Source organism: Fibrobacter sp. UBA3629, from assembly GCF_002374005.1.
Taxonomy (GTDB): domain Bacteria; phylum Fibrobacterota; class Fibrobacteria; order Fibrobacterales; family Fibrobacteraceae; genus Fibrobacter.
In genome coordinates, this window is record NZ_DFLC01000005.1 from 58,604 (window position 1) to 74,924 (window position 16,321).

The following is a 16,321-nucleotide window of genomic DNA, read 5'->3' on the forward strand; positions in this document are numbered from 1 at the left end:
CTTAGCAGTAGTACGAAATCGTCCCAAAGAATTCTTTCCATTTGTTGATGACATCTTCGTTCCTTGCTTCAATAATCCGAAGAATGTTTTGAAGAACTTTCGGATTGATGTGAGAATTGTTGTGTGCAAGAAGGCATTTGCCTGCTTTTGTAATCCAGATTTTGGTGGCGTTAGCAGTGGGAGAGCCTTAGGATACGTGAACGTGAACTGGTTCCAACGGATCGTTTTCGTTGGACCAAAAGTAAACCCAGAAAGAGCCTATTTTAAAGATTTGCGGCATTGCTAAACCCACCTTTCTGAGAGAATTCCATTATCAGATGAGCCGTTGACTCGATCACCTTCTTGTAGCGGTCGAGTTCCTCATCTGAAAAACCGAATATATCTTCCCATGTGTAGGAGGGTAAATAGCATGTCGCCCGATGAAAACCGTCTTTTGCATCGGGTTTTTCGATGTAAACCTTGACTCGGCCGTCGTTGCCCATTTCGGAATGGACAATTTCTGCGTTGTCGTCTAATGTCATGAAGGGGTACATCTATTGCTAAATGGCAATATAACTTTTTCTTGCCTGGTTTGGCTAGTATTCATCTTTTGCTCCTTCCGCCTGCATGCAAGAAAAGGCGGGGGTTCGTCTGGTTGTTTAGTAAGTACTCCTACTCACTCGTGCACTAAGTATAGATTTGAGAAATTAAATTGTCAAGAGATAAAAAGGTCTTTTTGTAATTTCCATATTGGAATAATTCTCGCGTATTTCTTTTTTGTGGCATAATATATATTTTAATGAATAGACTATTTTGAGGCTTTTATGCGCTACTCTTTGTTTGGTTTTATTGGAATTGCGGCATTGCTTGTTGCTTGCTCGCAAACGGTCTCTGCGCCTAAAAATGACGATGATTCGTCTGAAATCAGCAGTTCCAGCAAAAAGGGTACAAGTTCCGAGAGTAAAAACGGTGACAAGAAATCTTCTAGTAGTACAGAGGACCTAGATGAAGATTGTGTCGGGGAGGCAGGGGAGCCTTGGGACGGAACCACTGCGAAGGATTTTGCTTGCGGCGCGGGAACCAAGTTGAGCCCGTACATTATTTTGACTGCGGAACAGCTGGCTCATCTCTCATTTGTTGTGAATTCGAGCGACAAGGCGTACCAGGGCAAGTTCTTTAAGCTCGGAGCTGATATCAAGCTGAACAAAGGCGATGTCATCGACGAAAAGGGCGCCTTGGTTGGTGATTCAACCAAGCTCCACAAGTGGACTCCTATTGGCAATTCGAGCGTTGTCTTTGATGGCGTTTTCGATGGCGATGGACACTCCGTTAGCGGCATGTTCATCAATACCACAAGTACACACAATGGATTGTTTGGAAATTCTAGTGGAACGATACAGAATTTGACTGTTGAGAATTCTTGGGTGTATGGAGGAGAATATTCTGCGGGTATTGTTGGACGTAGTACAGGTTCCGTATTAAGTACGAAAAATTTGGCCAGCGTGTCTGGAAAAGAAGAGTGTATTGGAGGTGTAATTGGTAGTTCTTATCAAAAAGATTATAAGACAAATTCAGTGATAAAAAAAGCTGTAAATATGGGCTTTATTGCTGGTGAAAAAAATGTTGGCGGAGTTGCTGGGTGTGCTACTTATGTTACGGTAGAAGACGCGGAAAATATAGGTGCTATTGAGGGGTTTGGTTATGTTGGAGGAGTATTTGGTGGTGTTGGTAGTTCTTCTAAAAATGAAACGAAAAATTTAAGGAATAGCGGGAATGTTGTTGGAAAACATTTTGTTGGCGGAATCATCGGACATTGCGGAGGCTCTGTTACCTTAAATGATTTGGCCTTAAACAAAACATCAAGTTATTCGTGTTATGATTTTTATCCCTGTGGGGTGATTCAAAAGGCGTATAATGATGGTGATGTGACTGGCTTGCGCTATGTTGGAGGCATTGCTGGTGAAGTGTGCTATGGAACTATTGATAATTTAGTGAATAAGGGTAATATTACTGGAGAAGGGGGTACAGGAGGGATTGTTAGTTCGATGTCCTACACAAAATCAAAATTGCTCTATAATGTTGGGAATATTTCTGGTTTAACCTATGTTGGGGGAATTGTTGGATATAATCAAGAAGGCGTCACCAGTTCCGCTTATTCCACTGGCAAAGTCGATGGTGATTCGCTTATCGGCTTGATGATTGGCTACAACTACAACACTACAATGGCGGACTACTATTATCTGGAGCAAGGCGACCAAGAACCTTTCGGTCTCAATAATGGTGGCGGCGTTGCAAAGCCCAAAACCGCTGATGAAATGAAATCTAACGACTTTGCCGAACTCCTCGGTGACGAATTCGCTTATGATTCCGAACTCAATGATGGGTACCCCGTATTGAAATGGGAGATGGAATAGTTCTTATGAATCGCAAACAGCATTTCAGACCCCATGTGCAAGGTGAATCTCTAGAGAATAAAATCAATCAATTGGGTGATGAATCGTTTGAAACGTTGCTGCTACCGATGGTGACGTTTGTTGCGTCTATATTTATTTGGATGATTTACCTAGGTTTTTTGCCAGTAAGTCTTCTTTCTGCTGTGTTTATGACAATCCTTTTGGTCGTCTTTTCTGTAAGGGCGTTTGTCAAAGTAAGAAAAATTAATAGGCAAATAAGAAATCATCGCAAAGGTCTTGATGGCGAACGTTATGTAGGCACAAAGTTGGAAAGGCTTTCTTCTAACAGTACATTTTTTTTCATGATGTTGTATGCGGAAAATTTAACATAGACCATGTTATAATTAGTACGAAAGGAATATTTACCATTGATACAAAGAATTGGGCATTGCCGGATAGGGATTATAACCAAGCGGACTTTATATTTAAAGATGGTGAACTCATTGATAGCACAGGTGTCTTGCAAAGTGACCTGATGCATAAAATAGAGTCGCAGGGGAGATGGCTAGAAGGGAAGATTAATGAGTGGACGAAAAACCGTTATCCTGTGTATAGAGTTGGTATTATGATAGGGGCGTATGTGGATAATATCAATAAGGATTTCTCCAAATATTGGATAATTAATGATGGCGCCTTTGCCGGGTTGTTTGATAAGGAACGGGAAAAATTTCCTTTAAATGATGTATTAAGAATCGCCGATTCTTTGCAACGTTTTATAGAAAAGCCGATAGCCTGAAAACTTTTCCTATATTTGTTCACATGCTTACGATTAATGGACAGAGTGTCGATGCGGCTGGCAAGACCGTTGCCGAATACCTTGCGGAAGCGGGGTACAATACCGTGCGCATCGCTGTGGAACGGAACGAGGAAATTGTTCCGAAGGCAAAGTATGCCGAGACGGTGCTTGCCGATGGCGATGTCGTCGAGGTTGTGAACTTTGTGGGCGGCGGGTGATGCAATCCGAAATTTCGCAGATGTGCGATTTCCGCGTGCCGACTCGCGAAGAGATGCTTGCCGCGCTAGAAAAGCGGCAAGGTGCAGATGCCGTACGCAAGTTGCAGGCTGCCACGGTTGCCGTTTGCGGCTTGGGCGGGCTTGGTTCAAATATCGCGATTTCCCTGGCGCGTGCCGGAATAGGCAAGCTGGTCCTGATTGATTTCGATTGCGTCGATGTGACGAATTTGCATCGCCAGCAGTACAGGGCGAGCCAGGTTGGCATGCCGAAGCCGGATGCTCTGCTTTCGAACTTGAAAGAGATCGCGCCGTATACGGAATATGAAACTCACTTTGAAAAGGTGACTGCCGAAAATGCGGTCCCGCTCCTGGCCAAGGCCGACGTGGTTTGCGAGGCTTTTGATAATGCCGAGGCGAAGGCGATGCTTGTGAATACGGTGCTCGAAAATATGCCTGAAAAGTACCTAGTCGCGGCTTCTGGAATGGCGGGCTACGATAGCGGAAATTCAATTACGACCCGCAAGGTGACCAAACGCTTTTATGTTTGTGGTGACGGCAAAAGCGATGTGAACGACGGAATCGGGCTCGTTGCTCCCCGTGTGATGCTTTGCGCTGCCCACCAGGCCCTGACGGTGGTGCGGATTATTCTTGACCTAGCGTAAAAAAGGTGCCGCCCAATATCCCGTTGACAATCCATCCATAGAAAAATGATAAAAAAGTGAAAATATCCCCTAAAAAGGGGTATTTTTTTATTGGTGAATTATGGAGATGTTTATGAAAAAGATAAACAGCTTTGTTGCTATTTTGTCCATGGCCGCCTTTTCGGACGCGGCCGTCAATCTGAACGTGAGCCTGGGGGACAGCATCAAGCCGGTGACCCACGTGGCCACGGGCTCGCTTTACGGGCTTACCGAGACGCTTCCCGCCAATATCGAGAAAGATGTCGCCCCGCTCAAGCCGAACGTGTTCCTTTCGCCTGCGCGTAGCGGTAGCGGCCGCCAGCAGGGTATAGGCGGAGCCTTCCTCGTGGCACCGCGTGTGGAAAGCATCGGTGCCAAGATCCAGATCCGCTTGGCCGACGTCTTGCCCGGTTGGCCTTACAAGTTCCAGAACATGGACCACTGGAAAAACGAGGTGAAATCCGTCATCAACGACAAGCTTGCTTCCAAAAACAAGAACTTTGACGGCTACGAAATCTGGAACGAGCCCAATGACACCTGGAAGGTCTCTGGCATCGACTTCAATTCCGGTCTTTGGAAACAGACCTATGATTTGATTCGCCAGATGGACCCGGGGGCAAAAATTATCGGTCCGTCGTATTCTTTTTACCATGCTTCCAAGATGGAAGAATTCGTGAAGTACTGCTCGCAGAACAACTGCATGCCCGACGTTGTAAGCTGGCACCAGTGGGGAAGTGGCGGCTTTGTGGGCGCTGTCGAGACCTACCGCGCTCTCGAAAAGAAGTATAATGTCAAGCCGCGTCCTCTCAGCATCAACGAGTATTCCTCCGAGGAACATTCCGAGGAAGGATGCCCTGGCCTGTCCGTACCGTTTATCGCCAAGTTCGAACGTCACGGTGTCGAAAGCGCCATGATTTCTTGGTGGTTCGTACCGCTTCCGGGCCGTCTGGGGAGTCTCCTTACCTCCAATAACGAACGCGGTGGTGGCTGGTGGCTCTATAAGTGGTATGGCGACATGAGCGGCTACATGGCCAAGGTTACGCCTCCCAACGACAAAAGCGACGGCGTGGACGGCTTTGCCGCCCTCGATAAAAAGAAGGGCTTTGCGAGCATCGTGCTTGGCGGAAACACCAAGGGCGATATCAATGTGAACATCTCGGGCATTCCCTCTGCATTTGGCAACAAGGTGAATGTGACGGTGGAATACGTGGTCTGGGAAAACAAGGACAAGGCCGTTCCTTCGACGAACCTGGTGTCCGACAAGGAATACGACGTGAATGACGGCAAGATTACGGTGCCGGTGAACATCTCGAATACCAAGTACGGCTACCGCGTCTACATCACCCCGATTATCCCGCAGGCTCCTTATAAAGATGTCGCCGCTGCAATCCCGGGCAAGGTCGAAGTCGAAAATTACGATGTCGGCGGTTCGGGCAAGGCTTACCTCGACAAGGACGACGACAACAAGGGCGGCGAGTATCGTGAAGACGCTGTCGATATCGTGAAGGGCGGCTCGGGTTACGCCATCGGCTACACGCAGGAAGGCGAATGGCTCGAATACACCGTGAAGGTGGCCGAGGCGGGCGAGTATGGCCTGTCCGCGAGCTATGCGACTTCTTCGGAAAATGCGGGCTTCAAGCTTTATCTCGACGACAAGGCCGTTACGGACGACGTGATATTCCCGCAGGGTAGCGACTGGGAGACTTATTCCACGTTAGATGCGGGAAAGGTGAACCTCACGGCGGGCGAGCATGTGCTCAGGCTCGAAATCGTTGGCAATTACGTAAACATTGACTGGCTTGATTTTTGTGCGGCGGCTCAGTGCGGAACAGCCGATACCTCGTCGACAGTTGATACTACGACTTCGGTCGCAGCACGCATCATGCGGTTCGGTTCGTCGGGTGTTTCCTGCTACAGCGTGTTCGACATGCAGGGAAAATTTATTGCGCGCTTCATGGGCGAGGGCTCCGAAAATCTGCAGGCGAAGACTGCCTCTCTGGTCAAGCGTCCCGGATCCTACCTGGTCAAGTCGCAAGAGGGCGGACGTATCTTCCGCGTTATAGTCAAGTAGCCTTTACATCGTAAAATTTCTAAATTTCCCGCCATGAAAACGATAGAAGTCGTGGCGGGTATTGTTTGTGATGGCGATCCGCGGTTGGCGGGGACTAGGATGCTCGCTACCCAGCGCGGTTATGGCGACTATAAGGATTACTGGGAATTCCCCGGCGGAAAGATGGAACCCGGCGAGACTCCCGAGCAGGCGCTTGTTCGCGAACTTAGGGAAGAACTGGCCGTCGATGTCCTTGTCGGTGATTTTGTATGCACCGTGGAATACGATTATCCCGCTTTTCACTTGACCATGCACTGCTATCTTTGCACGGTTGCGGGCGGAAAGTCTCCCGAACTGCTGGAACACGAAGCTGCAAGGTGGCTCTCTCCTGCGGAGTTGCATTCTGTGGATTGGCTCCCCGCCGATTTGCTGGTGGTGGAGGCGTTAGAAAAACGTTAAGAAATTCTATATTTTACTCCGAAAAAGCGGAAAAAGGTAAAGTAAAATGGAAGAAAAAAAAGATACTCTCGTTATTGGAAAGCATGAATTTACATCGCGGTTTATCTTGGGGTCTGGCAAGTATTCGCTGAAGCTGATTGAGGCTGCGGTGCGCGATGCGGGTGCACAGATTGTGACACTCGCGGTACGCCGGGCGAACACGAAGGACCATGAAAATATTCTGGACTATATCCCGAAAGGAGTGACCTTGCTCCCCAATACCTCCGGCGCCCGCACCGCCGACGAGGCGGTCCGCATCGCGCGTCTTTCCCGCGAGCTCGGCTGCGGCGATTTCGTGAAGATTGAAATCATGCGCGACACGAAGTACCTCTTGCCGGACAACTACGAGACGGTGAAGGCGACCGAGACGCTTGCGAAGGAAGGCTTCGTGGTGATGCCCTACATGTATCCGGATCTGAACGTGGCGCGCGACCTTGTGAACGCGGGGGCCGCCGCCGTGATGCCGCTTGCTGCCCCGATCGGGAGCAACAAGGGCCTTTCCACTCGTGAGTTTATTCAAATTCTGATTGACGAAATTGAACTTCCGGTTATCGTGGATGCGGGAATCGGGAAACCCTCCGAGGCCTGTGCCGCTATGGAGATGGGTGCCGCCGCGATCATGGCGAATACGGCGCTTGCCACGGCTGGCGATTTGCCCATGATGGCGCAGAGCTTCAAGCTTGCAATCGAGGCGGGTCGCAAGGCCTACCTTGCAGGCCTTGGGCGCGTCCTTACGCGCGGCGCTTCCGCGTCCGACCCGCTCACGGGATTCCTGCGGGACTAGTCCGCTCTGTCGCAGAAAAATTTTTTGCTAAATTAAAGGCGTTAAATTCAAATACAGGAACCGTTATGGAAAACATTACCCAGATTTGGAAAAAGATTCAGTCCCCCGAATTCAACCCGGCAACCGACATGGGCCTGGTCGAACAGGTGAAACAGGTCGCTCTGACCTCCCAGGAGCCCGCCAAGGTGAGCTTCGGTACGTCCGGCTGGCGCGGCGAAATCGGTTCCGAATTTACGCTCCGCAATCTGCAGGTGGTGGGTGCGGCAATCGTCCGCCTCTATAAGGAAGCGACTCCTGAACTTTTCGAAGCTCTCGGCGTGAAGGATTTTGCCGAACTCCAGAAGCGTGGCGTGGTCGTGGGTCATGACAACCGCTTGCTCGGTCACGAATTCTGCGAAGCCGTGGCTGACCAGTTTGCGAAGGCCGGCGTGAAGGTCTACTACGGTGGCGAAATGCCCACACCGGAATTCAGCGCCGCTATTGAGATGCTTGGTGCCGCCTGCTCCATCAACATGACTCCGAGCCACAACCCGAGCCACTACAACGGTATCAAGTTCAACCCGGCTGACGGCGGTCCTGCAGGTCCGGAAATCACGAACGTCATTACCAAGCTTAGCAACGAAATGATGGCCACCTGGAAGTTTGAACCGGTGGGCAAGGTTGACTGGGAAATTATCGACTCCCTCAAGATTTACAAGGAATTCCTCGTGAAGCAGGGAACCATCAAGTTCGACCGCATCAAGGAATTCATCAAGAAGGGCCGTCTGACCCTCGTGTGCGACCACGTGCACGGCTCTACCCGCCGCCGCCCGGCTGCGCTGCTCGACAATCCGGAATGCCTCATCACGCTCCGCAACGAGGATGACTCCCTGTTCGGCGGCATCGCTCCGGAACCGTCCAGCAAGAACCTCGAGAAGGTCCGCAAGGTGCTCGACGAAAGCAAGAGCGAATTCCGCCTCGGTGCAATTTTTGACCCGGATGGCGACCGCATCCGCTTCTACGACGGCACGCGCGAAATTGACATGAACCAGTTCGGTGCCATCGCGTTCCACTACATGGCAACCTGGCGCAAGGAACAGGGCTGCGTCGCGAAGTCCGTCGCGACCTCCAACTTCGTGAACATCATTGCCGAAAAGCTCGGCGTGCCTGTGATGGAAACTCCGGTGGGCTTCAAGAACTTCCGCCCGTGGCTCAGCCGAAATGCGAAGCAGAAGGCTCTCGTCGCATTCGAAGAATCCGACGGTATCTCCGGCCTCAACAACACGCTCGAGAAGGATGCCCAGTTCGGCCTCCTCATCGCTCTTGAAATCATGGCCGTTACCGGCAAGAACCTCGGTGAATACCTCGACGCCCTTTACGAAGAATATGGCCGCTTCTACCCGACCCGTTCGGGCTTCGAAGTCGACAAGTCCCTCGTGGGTGCTCCCTTGAAGGCCAAGGTCGACGCCATCGCCGAAATCGCGAAGCCGGGTGCAAAGGTCTTGGTCGGCAAGAACGAAAAGACCGTGAAGCAGCTCCTCACGCTCGACGGCGTGAAGGTCATCTTCGAAGACGACTCCTGGATGCTCGTGCGTCCGTCGGGTACCGAACCGAAGGTGCGCATCTACACCGAATGCCGTGAACCGGACGAAAAGGACCCGATGTTCGAGGCGGCGAAGGCGCTGTTCTTCAAGAATTAAGTGTTTTATTTGGGGAAAAGGAAAGCATATATGAAAAAAATACTGATATTACTTGTGCTGGCGCTTTCCATGGTGGGCTATGCACAGGAAGGTTCTATAAGGCCTAAGTTCCAGGCCTTCTCCGGTGCGTTGCTCAAGCTCAAGGATTCGGAGAAGGGTTTTTTGAAGTTCTCGCTGAAGGTGGATGTCGCCCCCTGGGCGTTCCAGGCCATCGGTGAGGTTCGAGCTCCCAACGGCGATCCCGAGCTTCTGCGCGAAGCCCTTTTCGAAGGCGAAGTCTATGCGGTTCTTGCCTATATTGACAATTCCCCCGTGGAAGTCAATGGCGAACAGTATAACGTGGGCCTCTTCGACATCATGCTCTACTATGATGAAGAACCGACCACGATCCGTAACCTGAAGTTCAGGCTGTTGCCTCCGGCCGATGACGATTGGTCGAAGGGAATCCTCAACGACGCTCTTGCTTCGGGCTCGCTTCTTGGCCAGATCTGGAAGGGCAAGTACGAAAGGGCTATCACGAAGGCTTCCGCCGATCCGATTGACAAGCGCAAGCTTCAGTCCATGAAGAAGAAAAAGATGGAAGCGGAGGATTCCGAAATGTCTGTTGCCGAGAAGAGGAAACAGCGCATGAAGGATATGGCTGACGACGATCAGCCGAAGAAGAAAAAGAAAAAAATGTCCAACAGGGATGAATGCGACGACCCGAACCTTTCTCCGAGAGAAAAGAAGCGTTGCCGCATGAAGAAAAAGTAAAAGTTTCACTAAATCGAAAACCTGAATTATTCGAGGTAATCTATGTCCGGTCACTCCAAATGGGCCACCACCAAACGCAAGAAAGCCAAGACTGACGTCGCTCGTGCGAAGGCTTGGAACAAGCTTATCAAGGAAATCTCCATTGCTGCTAAGCTCGGCGGCGGAAACCCTGACGCAAACCCGCGCCTGCGTGCGGCAATTCTCAAGTCCAAGAGCCAGAGCTTGCCGACCAAGAACATCGAAAGCGCCATCGCCAAGGGTACGGGTGCAAACTCCGGTACCGAAATGACGGAACCGCTCTACGAAGGACGCGGCCCGGCCGGCATTGCCATCATGGTGCAGTGCCTGACCGACAACAAGGTTCGTACGGTTGCCGAAATCCGCAACATCTTCAACAAGAACAACGGTTCCATGGGTGAATCGGGCTCCGTTTCCTGGGCCTTCACCTACAAGGGCGTGATCATTGTCGACGCAGAAAAGTATCCTGAAGACCAGGTGATGGACCTCGTGCTCGAAGCAGGTGCCGAAGACATGTCCACCGAAGACGGCGTGCATGAAATCTCCACCTCTCCGGAAGCTTTCGACGCCGTTTCCAAGGCTCTCGAAGCCGCCGGAATCGAGATGATGAGCGCTGAAATCACCTACGTCGCGAATGACCCGGTCAAGCTCGGTCACGACGATGCCGTGAAGCTCCTCAAGCTCATCGACAAGTTCGAAGACCACGACGACGTCCAGGATGTTTACCACAACGCCGAAATCGACGAAGCCGATATGGACGCTGCTGAGTAAGCTCTATTCGTTCCAAAAATTGAAAAACCGATTGCCTGGAGCAGTCGGTTTTTTTGTGCTTGAGGAGTGATGCGGCTTATCGCCCGAGAGTCTCGCGGTAGCTGTGCACTGCCGCCTTGTAGGTGCTCACGGCCTTCGCTATTCGGTCGGCGATATCTTCCTGGCCGGCCTTGCTCATCATGTAGGCCTCGTCGTCGAGGTTGCTGATGAATCCGATTTCGAATAGCACTGCGGGCATGAGCGCACCCACGAGCACCATGAACCCGGCACCTCCGACGCCTCCCGCCTGCCTGCGGATTTTTCCGCCGTCCATCGCCTTGAGCATTTCCTCGGTGAACATGTAGCTGTTCTGTTTATACTTTTCGAGACGGGCTTCCAGCTTGAACCATTCGATGGGGGAGAGTTCCTCTTTCGCGTTCTTTTCGCCGTAGAGGGTCGCCACCTTGTTTTCGCGGCGGGCTATCGCCTTGTCTTCTTCGCTTTCGGGGGCACGGAGCACGTACACATGGTAACCCCTGATTTGCTTCTTGCGTTCGGGAGTCGCATCGACGGCGTTGCAGTGGAGGCTGATGAACAGGTCTCCATCCCACTGGTTCGCGAGGTTGGCGCGCTGCCCGAGTTCGATAAACACGTCCTTGTCGCGGGTCATTTTTACGTTGAACCCTTCTTTCGCGAGCGCCTTTTTCAGGAGCTTGCCGATGGCGAGAACGAGGTCCTTCTCCTGCGAATTCTTGCCGAGAGCGCCAGAATCCTTGCCGCCGTGGCCGGGGTCAATTACGATGGTCTTGACTTCTCGGGTGCCCGCGGTCTCGTTCTTCGGCTTGGTTGCAGAAACCGCCTTCTGGTCTGCCTTTGCGGGCGCTGCCGCGGGTTCGGCCTTCGCGGAACTTGCCGAACCGGTCGAAGAGCTCGAATCCTTTGCTGCGGCTGAACTGCTGCTGGCAGGAACTTTCTTGAAAATCTGCTTCGCGTCCTCTTCTGCAATCCACAGGTGCCCGTCTTCGAGGACGGGGCTTGCGGATAAATCGATGGTTCCGCCGTTCACCGAAGCGAAGGGAATGCCGACTGCAAACTTGGCTGTGTCTTCCTCGGTGACGAGGATGAACGATTTCTGGATGGGGAACCAGTGGAAAGAGGCGCCGTTCTGTTTGGCGAAAGCTTCAGCATCGACGGCACTGACGTCGGCGAAGGACATTGCCCAGCCGATTATCAGCAACAGGGCGAAAACTAGCGGTGTGCCTTTGCGGCGCGGTCCATTTCCAGCTTCGCTTCGCGGTTGATTATATCCTGTCGCTTGTCGCGTTGATCCTTGCCTCTGCATATTCCAATTTCGAGTTTTGCCCGTCGGTTCTTAAAGTATAGTTTCAGCGGGACGATGGTGCAACCCTTAAGTTCCTTCGCCTTGCGCATTTTCTGGATTTCGTGCGCGTGGGCGAGGAGCTTGCGCTTGCGGGCGGGGAAGTGGTTGAACCTGTTCGCGAAAAGGTATTCGTCGATGCGGGCGCCAATGAGCCAGAGTTCGTCTTTCTTGTCGTCGACGTCGACCCAGGCTTCACCGATGGTGCACTTGCCGTCGCGGATGGACTTGACCTCGGAGCCGATGAGCATGATGCCCACCTCGAACGTCTCGTCGACGAAATAGAGGTGGCTTGCCTTGCGGTTCATGATGACCGGCGTGCTCTGTTGCTCCTTCTTTGCCATGCGCTAAGCCTTCTTGCCCCAGCCGCTCTTCTTGCCGCTGGCCTTGCTGCTTTCGAGGGCCTTCGATTCCCAGCCGACCTTCTTCTTCTGTACGTGCGGGATGGCCTCGTCGAGAGCCTGTACGAGTTCCTTGCAGCCGTCGCCCGTCATGGCGGACGTCACGATGACCTTCTGGCGGTGTTTCTTGAATTCCTTGATGGCGTTCTCGATTCCGAGATCGTCCTTGTTGAGTGCAATCACGAAGGGCTTTTCGGCGAGCTTCGGGTGGAATGCCTTGAGTTCGCTCTTGAGCACGGTAAACTGCTCGTAGGCGTTCTCGGCAAAACCGTCGATGACGAACAGGAGCGTGTGCGTGCGTTCGATGTGCTTGAGGAACTGGTGCCCGAGGCCCTTGCCCTCGCTGGCGCCTTCCAGCAGGCCGGGAATGTCGGCGACCACGAAACTGTGGCCGTTCGTCTGCACGATGCCGAGCACCGGTTCGAGGGTGGTAAACGGATAGTCGCCGACTTTCGGGCGTCCGCTCGAAATCTTGTTCACGAGGCTCGACTTGCCCGCGTTCGGGAACCCGACCAGGCCCACGTCGGCCATGAGCTTGAGTTCCAGGAAAAGTTCGCGCTTTTCGCCCTTTTCGCCGGGTGTGCACTTGCGGGGTGCCTGCACCTTCGGGGTCGCGAAATGCTGGTTGCCCATCCCGCCCTTGCCGCCGCGCGCCGCAATCCATTTCTGGCCCGGCTGCGTGAGGTCTGCGAGGATGCGACCTTCGGAATCCTTCACGATGGTACCACGCGGGACATCGACGATGAGGTCTTCGGCGCTACGCCCGGTGCAGCGCTTCGCTCCACCCGGCTGGCCGCCCAGCGCCTTGTACACGCGTGCGTTGCCCATGTCGAGGAGCGTGGAATACTGCTCGTTCACCTGCAGAATCACGTGACCGCCGCGACCGCCGTCGCCGCCGTCAGGGCCTCCGAGGGGAACAAACTTTTCGCGGTGGAAGCTCACGATGCCGTCACCGCCCTTGCCGGAGCGCACTTCAATGGTTTTTTCGTCTAGGAACATAGGCCAAATGTAGAAATTTTAGAGGCTTTCGTGCTTGCTCATGCAGTGCAGGCTTCCACCTTCCTCGATGACGGTGCGGCAGTCGAGTCCGATGACGAACCGGTCAGGATAAACGCTCTCGAAATATTTCTGGGCGACGGAATCGTTCTTGCATTTGTATTTGGGGTAAATTAGTCCGCCGTTCACAAAAATAAAGTTCATGTAGCTTGCCGGGAGAATCTGTCCGTCGCTTAGCTTTCGCTGCGGCGGGAGCGCAAGCGTGTCCACCTTCGATTTTTTTCCGTAATAGGCGCCGAGCCAGGTTTCTAGGAGGTATTTAGCCTCAGCAAGGATGGGGGCGTTCGGTCCCTTGCGGCTTGTATCCCATGACATGACGATGCGGTCCTTGGCGACGAATCTGGCTACGTTGTCGATATGTCCGTCCGTGTGGTCGCCGTTGAGACCGCGGGGAAGGATGAGCAGACTCTTGAGGCCGAGCATCTGGCATATCGCCTTGATGATCTTTGTCAGGTCTTCCGGCTTGTTGCGGTTCTTGCCTACAAGGCAGTCCAGTGTCGTGATTCCGAGACCATCCCCGTTTACTTCAATGGCACCCCCTTCGAAAATATAGGGAATGCTTTTGCCCTTGGCATATTTGAATGCTTTTGCAATTCTGGCGGGAATCTGGTTGTCGTTTTTCCAGGGCGGGAATTTTGCGCCCCACGCATTGAATACGGATTCAGAGACGGCTGTCTTGTTTCCCTTTTTTACGAAGAACGGACCATAGTCACGAATCCAGATATCATCGGTCTTGAGCGGAATGAACGTGGCCGGAAAAGGACGGTCGGCTACAGCGAATTTTTCTTCGGCTGTAAGGAAATCCAGTTTCGGGAGCAGCACGTTGACAGGCTGGAACTCGCTAATGGTACGGATGAGGTCGATGTAGAACTTGCGAATCTTGATTCCGCGTTCTCCGTGCCAGTTCTGCTTGTTGTGCGGGAAGGCTAGCCATGTAGCCTTTTGGTTTTCCCATTCGGCGGGATAGCGAATTTTCGTTGTCATTATTCACCCCAGATTTTGAGGATGTCCTTGTAAAGGTCGATGCGGCGGTCGCGGAAATGCGGCCACCAGCGGCGATTCTCTTCGGTTTCGGCGAGGTCGATTTCTACGGTAGAGACACCGAGAAAATCGGGCGCGCATTTTTCCAAAATGTAGCCGTCGGGTGCGGCGGCAAAGCTCGTGCCCCAGAAGGTAAGGTGTCCTTCGGTACCGATGCGGTTAGCCGCCACCACGAACGTGCGGTTTGCGATGGCGTGCCCGCGCATGACGGTTGTCCAGCTGTCTTGCTGGCGCGGGTAGATTTCCTTGGGCTCAGAATCCATCCAGCCAATGGCCGTGGGGTAGATGAGCACGTCTGCGCCCTTGAGACTCATGATGCGGGCGGCTTCCGGGAACCACTGGTCCCAGCAAATGAGCACGCCGAGGGTGCCTGCGGATGTCTTGATAGGCTCGAAACCCGTGTCACCCGGGATGAAGTAGTATTTTTCGTAGAAGGCGGGATCGTCGGGAATGTGGCTCTTGCGGTAGAGGCCTGCAATGCTGCCGTCGCGCTCGAACACGAAGGCGGAATTGTGGTAGATGCCGCGGGCGCGTTTCTCGAAGAAGGGGAACACCACCACGGCGTTCAGTTCTTTGGCGATGCCCTGCCACTGCGCTACCAGCGGGTGGTCCTTTTCAATCGCAAGGTCAAAGAAGTCCGCGTTTTCCTCGAAGGGGAAATAGGGCGTATGGAAAAGTTCCGGCAGAACCACCAGGTCGTAGCCCTTGCCCTTGAGGGCGCGGGCCTGTTCCACGTACCAGGCGTTGTTGCTGTCGAAATCGCCTGTCCACTTGCCTTGCAAAGTTGCGACTTTAATCTTGCTCATAAGTCATCCCCGCGATTCTTGTTGTCATTCCGCGTTTTTGTCATCCTCGCGCAGGCGAGGATCTAATTACTTTTCGAAATATTCCTTCGCCTTCTTCACGACGTCTTCGACCTTGACCATGGAGAATTCCTTCTCGTTGCGGAACTTCCATTCGACTTCACCGTTGGCAAGTCCCTTCTTGCCGATGGCGATGCGCACCGGAGAGCCCCACAGGTCGGCGTCCTTGAATTTGACGCCCGGACGTTCGTCGCGGTCGTCCACGAGCACGTCGATGCCGGCGGCTTCGAGTTCCTTTTCGAACTTTTCGGCGAGTTCCACGAGTTCGGCTTCCTTGCCGATGGGGACGATTTCCACCTGGAACGGAGCGATGGACTTGGGCCAAATCGGTCCGAAGTCATCGTGGCTGTTTTCCACGACGGATGCCATCAGGCGGCCCACGCCAATGCCGTAGCAGCCCATGATGGCCGGAGCGGTCGTCTTTTCGGCCGTGAGGAACTTCGCACCCATGGATTCGGAGAACTTGGTGCCGAGCTTGAAGATGTTGCCCATTTCGATACCGCGAGTTTCGGTGAGGAGTTCGCCGCAGCAGGGGCACTTGCAGACTTCGCTCGCTTCGGCAATGTCCGCCACTTCGAACTTCGGGAAGTCGCGCTTCGGGTTGCAATGCTTGAAGTGGAAGCCTTCTTCGTTGGCGCCGGTCACGAGGTCGAAGGAATCTGCAATCGCTTCGTCCACGATGATGCGGGTGTCGTGAGAATTGATCGGGGAAGCAAAGCCCGGAACCATGCCGCAGGCCTTGATGAGGCTGTCTTCGGCAGGGTAAAGTTCCTTCGCCTTCAGTAGGTTGTGGAGCTTGATTTCGGAAACGTCGAGGTTGCCCGGGACAACGACCGTGATGAGCTTGCCTTCGAAGTCGAAGAACACGCACTTGGCAGTTGATTCGGCAGGCACGTTCAGGAACTTGGTGAGATCTTCGATGCTTGCGCAGTGCGGAGTTTCGACCTTTTCGAGAGCTGCATTTTCGTCGCCCTTGAACGGCAC

18 protein-coding genes and 1 pseudogene are annotated in these 16,321 nt (G+C 52.9%); 11 read left to right on the top strand and 8 right to left on the bottom strand.

The features are described from left to right. Window position 1 precedes the first annotated feature (1 nt). Both B2310_RS13325 and B2310_RS01075 read right to left on the bottom strand, forming a co-directional pair. Window positions 2–280: pseudogene (locus B2310_RS13325) on the bottom strand (DUF4160 domain-containing protein). Continuing rightward, complete coding sequence (locus B2310_RS01075; protein WP_290728058.1) at window positions 264–521, bottom strand: hypothetical protein; 258 nt, start codon at window positions 519–521, stop codon at window positions 264–266. Before B2310_RS01075 ends, B2310_RS13325 begins: the two are co-directional and overlap by 17 nt. A gap of 282 nt (window positions 522–803) precedes the next feature. Here B2310_RS01075 and B2310_RS01080 point away from each other — a divergent pair, with 282 nt between their 5' ends. From B2310_RS01080 to B2310_RS01130, 11 genes are all read left to right on the top strand, one after another. Further along, window positions 804–2,393 (top strand): hypothetical protein, encoded by a 1,590-nt coding sequence (locus tag B2310_RS01080; protein WP_290728060.1) that lies wholly within the window; start codon window positions 804–806, stop codon window positions 2,391–2,393. A gap of 5 nt (window positions 2,394–2,398) precedes the next feature. Further along, window positions 2,399–2,764, top strand: coding sequence for a hypothetical protein (locus B2310_RS01085; protein WP_290728062.1), 366 nt, complete (start codon window positions 2,399–2,401; stop codon window positions 2,762–2,764). Between the two features lie 11 nt (window positions 2,765–2,775). Continuing rightward, a complete protein-coding gene (locus tag B2310_RS01090; RefSeq protein WP_290728091.1) occupies window positions 2,776–3,168 on the top strand; it encodes a hypothetical protein in 393 nt (130 codons plus the stop codon). Window positions 3,169–3,191: 23 nt separating this feature from the next. Next, window positions 3,192–3,386, top strand: coding sequence for a sulfur carrier protein ThiS (thiS, locus tag B2310_RS01095; protein ID WP_072978161.1), 195 nt, complete (start codon window positions 3,192–3,194; stop codon window positions 3,384–3,386). Then, the gene (thiF, locus tag B2310_RS01100) at window positions 3,386–4,048 is read left to right on the top strand and encodes a thiamine biosynthesis protein ThiF (protein WP_290728064.1); all 663 of its coding nucleotides are present in this window, start codon (window positions 3,386–3,388) and stop codon (window positions 4,046–4,048) included. The genes thiS and thiF overlap by 1 nt, the downstream gene beginning before the upstream one ends. Window positions 4,049–4,160: 112 nt before the next feature. After that, window positions 4,161–6,137, top strand: coding sequence for a cellulase family glycosylhydrolase (locus B2310_RS01105; RefSeq protein WP_290728066.1), 1,977 nt, complete (start codon window positions 4,161–4,163; stop codon window positions 6,135–6,137). 33 nt (window positions 6,138–6,170) lie between these two features. Further along, window positions 6,171–6,575, top strand: a complete 405-nt coding sequence (locus B2310_RS01110; RefSeq protein WP_290728068.1) for a (deoxy)nucleoside triphosphate pyrophosphohydrolase — start codon at window positions 6,171–6,173, stop codon at window positions 6,573–6,575. 46 nt (window positions 6,576–6,621) lie between these two features. After that, complete coding sequence (locus B2310_RS01115; RefSeq protein WP_290728070.1) at window positions 6,622–7,398, top strand: thiazole synthase; 777 nt, start codon at window positions 6,622–6,624, stop codon at window positions 7,396–7,398. A 65-nt stretch (window positions 7,399–7,463) separates the two neighbouring features. Then, complete coding sequence (locus B2310_RS01120) at window positions 7,464–9,077, top strand: phosphomannomutase (RefSeq protein ID WP_290728072.1); 1,614 nt, start codon at window positions 7,464–7,466, stop codon at window positions 9,075–9,077. Between the two features lie 30 nt (window positions 9,078–9,107). After that, window positions 9,108–9,830 carry a hypothetical protein gene (locus tag B2310_RS01125; protein ID WP_173366346.1) on the top strand — a complete coding sequence of 241 codons (723 nt, stop codon included), beginning with the start codon at window positions 9,108–9,110 and terminating at the stop codon, window positions 9,828–9,830. Between the two features lie 42 nt (window positions 9,831–9,872). Next, a complete protein-coding gene (locus tag B2310_RS01130) occupies window positions 9,873–10,619 on the top strand; it encodes a YebC/PmpR family DNA-binding transcriptional regulator (RefSeq protein WP_173366345.1) in 747 nt (248 codons plus the stop codon). Between the two features lie 76 nt (window positions 10,620–10,695). On the opposite strand, the gene B2310_RS01135 is transcribed toward B2310_RS01130, so the two are convergent. The 6 genes from B2310_RS01135 to B2310_RS01160 all read right to left on the bottom strand — a co-directional run. After that, a complete protein-coding gene (locus B2310_RS01135; protein ID WP_290728074.1) occupies window positions 10,696–11,814 on the bottom strand; it encodes an N-acetylmuramoyl-L-alanine amidase family protein in 1,119 nt (372 codons plus the stop codon). A 32-nt stretch (window positions 11,815–11,846) separates the two neighbouring features. After that, window positions 11,847–12,320 carry an SsrA-binding protein SmpB gene (gene smpB, locus B2310_RS01140; protein ID WP_173366342.1) on the bottom strand — a complete coding sequence of 158 codons (474 nt, stop codon included), beginning with the start codon at window positions 12,318–12,320 and terminating at the stop codon, window positions 11,847–11,849. A gap of 3 nt (window positions 12,321–12,323) precedes the next feature. Further along, window positions 12,324–13,376, bottom strand: a complete 1,053-nt coding sequence (gene obgE, locus B2310_RS01145; protein WP_290728076.1) for a GTPase ObgE — start codon at window positions 13,374–13,376, stop codon at window positions 12,324–12,326. 18 nt (window positions 13,377–13,394) lie between these two features. Beyond that, window positions 13,395–14,417 (bottom strand): agmatine deiminase family protein, encoded by a 1,023-nt coding sequence (locus B2310_RS01150; RefSeq protein ID WP_173381959.1) that lies wholly within the window; start codon window positions 14,415–14,417, stop codon window positions 13,395–13,397. Next, window positions 14,417–15,280: a carbon-nitrogen hydrolase gene (locus tag B2310_RS01155; protein WP_290728078.1), complete on the bottom strand. Its 864-nt coding sequence runs from the start codon at window positions 15,278–15,280 to the stop codon at window positions 14,417–14,419. The genes B2310_RS01150 and B2310_RS01155 overlap by 1 nt, the downstream gene beginning before the upstream one ends. Window positions 15,281–15,346: 66 nt before the next feature. After that, on the bottom strand, window positions 15,347–16,321 hold a 975-nt coding region (locus B2310_RS01160), incomplete at its 5' end, for a proline--tRNA ligase (protein WP_290728080.1).

What these genes read in the sequence shown, in the direction of transcription:
- B2310_RS01075 (WP_290728058.1), bottom strand. Translation starts at nt 521, where the DNA reads ATGACATTAGACGACAACGCAGAAATTGTCCATTCCGAAATGGGCAAC.
- B2310_RS01080 (WP_290728060.1), top strand. Translation starts at nt 804, where the DNA reads ATGCGCTACTCTTTGTTTGGTTTTATTGGAATTGCGGCATTGCTTGTT.
- B2310_RS01085 (WP_290728062.1), top strand. Translation starts at nt 2,399, where the DNA reads ATGAATCGCAAACAGCATTTCAGACCCCATGTGCAAGGTGAATCTCTA.
- thiS (WP_072978161.1), top strand. Translation starts at nt 3,192, where the DNA reads ATGCTTACGATTAATGGACAGAGTGTCGATGCGGCTGGCAAGACCGTT.
- thiF (WP_290728064.1), top strand. Translation starts at nt 3,386, where the DNA reads ATGCAATCCGAAATTTCGCAGATGTGCGATTTCCGCGTGCCGACTCGC.
- B2310_RS01105 (WP_290728066.1), top strand. Translation starts at nt 4,161, where the DNA reads ATGAAAAAGATAAACAGCTTTGTTGCTATTTTGTCCATGGCCGCCTTT.
- B2310_RS01110 (WP_290728068.1), top strand. Translation starts at nt 6,171, where the DNA reads ATGAAAACGATAGAAGTCGTGGCGGGTATTGTTTGTGATGGCGATCCG.
- B2310_RS01115 (WP_290728070.1), top strand. Translation starts at nt 6,622, where the DNA reads ATGGAAGAAAAAAAAGATACTCTCGTTATTGGAAAGCATGAATTTACA.
- B2310_RS01120 (WP_290728072.1), top strand. Translation starts at nt 7,464, where the DNA reads ATGGAAAACATTACCCAGATTTGGAAAAAGATTCAGTCCCCCGAATTC.
- B2310_RS01125 (WP_173366346.1), top strand. Translation starts at nt 9,108, where the DNA reads ATGAAAAAAATACTGATATTACTTGTGCTGGCGCTTTCCATGGTGGGC.
- B2310_RS01130 (WP_173366345.1), top strand. Translation starts at nt 9,873, where the DNA reads ATGTCCGGTCACTCCAAATGGGCCACCACCAAACGCAAGAAAGCCAAG.
- B2310_RS01135 (WP_290728074.1), bottom strand. Translation starts at nt 11,814, where the DNA reads ATGTCCTTCGCCGACGTCAGTGCCGTCGATGCTGAAGCTTTCGCCAAA.
- smpB (WP_173366342.1), bottom strand. Translation starts at nt 12,320, where the DNA reads ATGGCAAAGAAGGAGCAACAGAGCACGCCGGTCATCATGAACCGCAAG.
- obgE (WP_290728076.1), bottom strand. Translation starts at nt 13,376, where the DNA reads ATGTTCCTAGACGAAAAAACCATTGAAGTGCGCTCCGGCAAGGGCGGT.
- B2310_RS01150 (WP_173381959.1), bottom strand. Translation starts at nt 14,417, where the DNA reads ATGACAACGAAAATTCGCTATCCCGCCGAATGGGAAAACCAAAAGGCT.
- B2310_RS01155 (WP_290728078.1), bottom strand. Translation starts at nt 15,280, where the DNA reads ATGAGCAAGATTAAAGTCGCAACTTTGCAAGGCAAGTGGACAGGCGAT.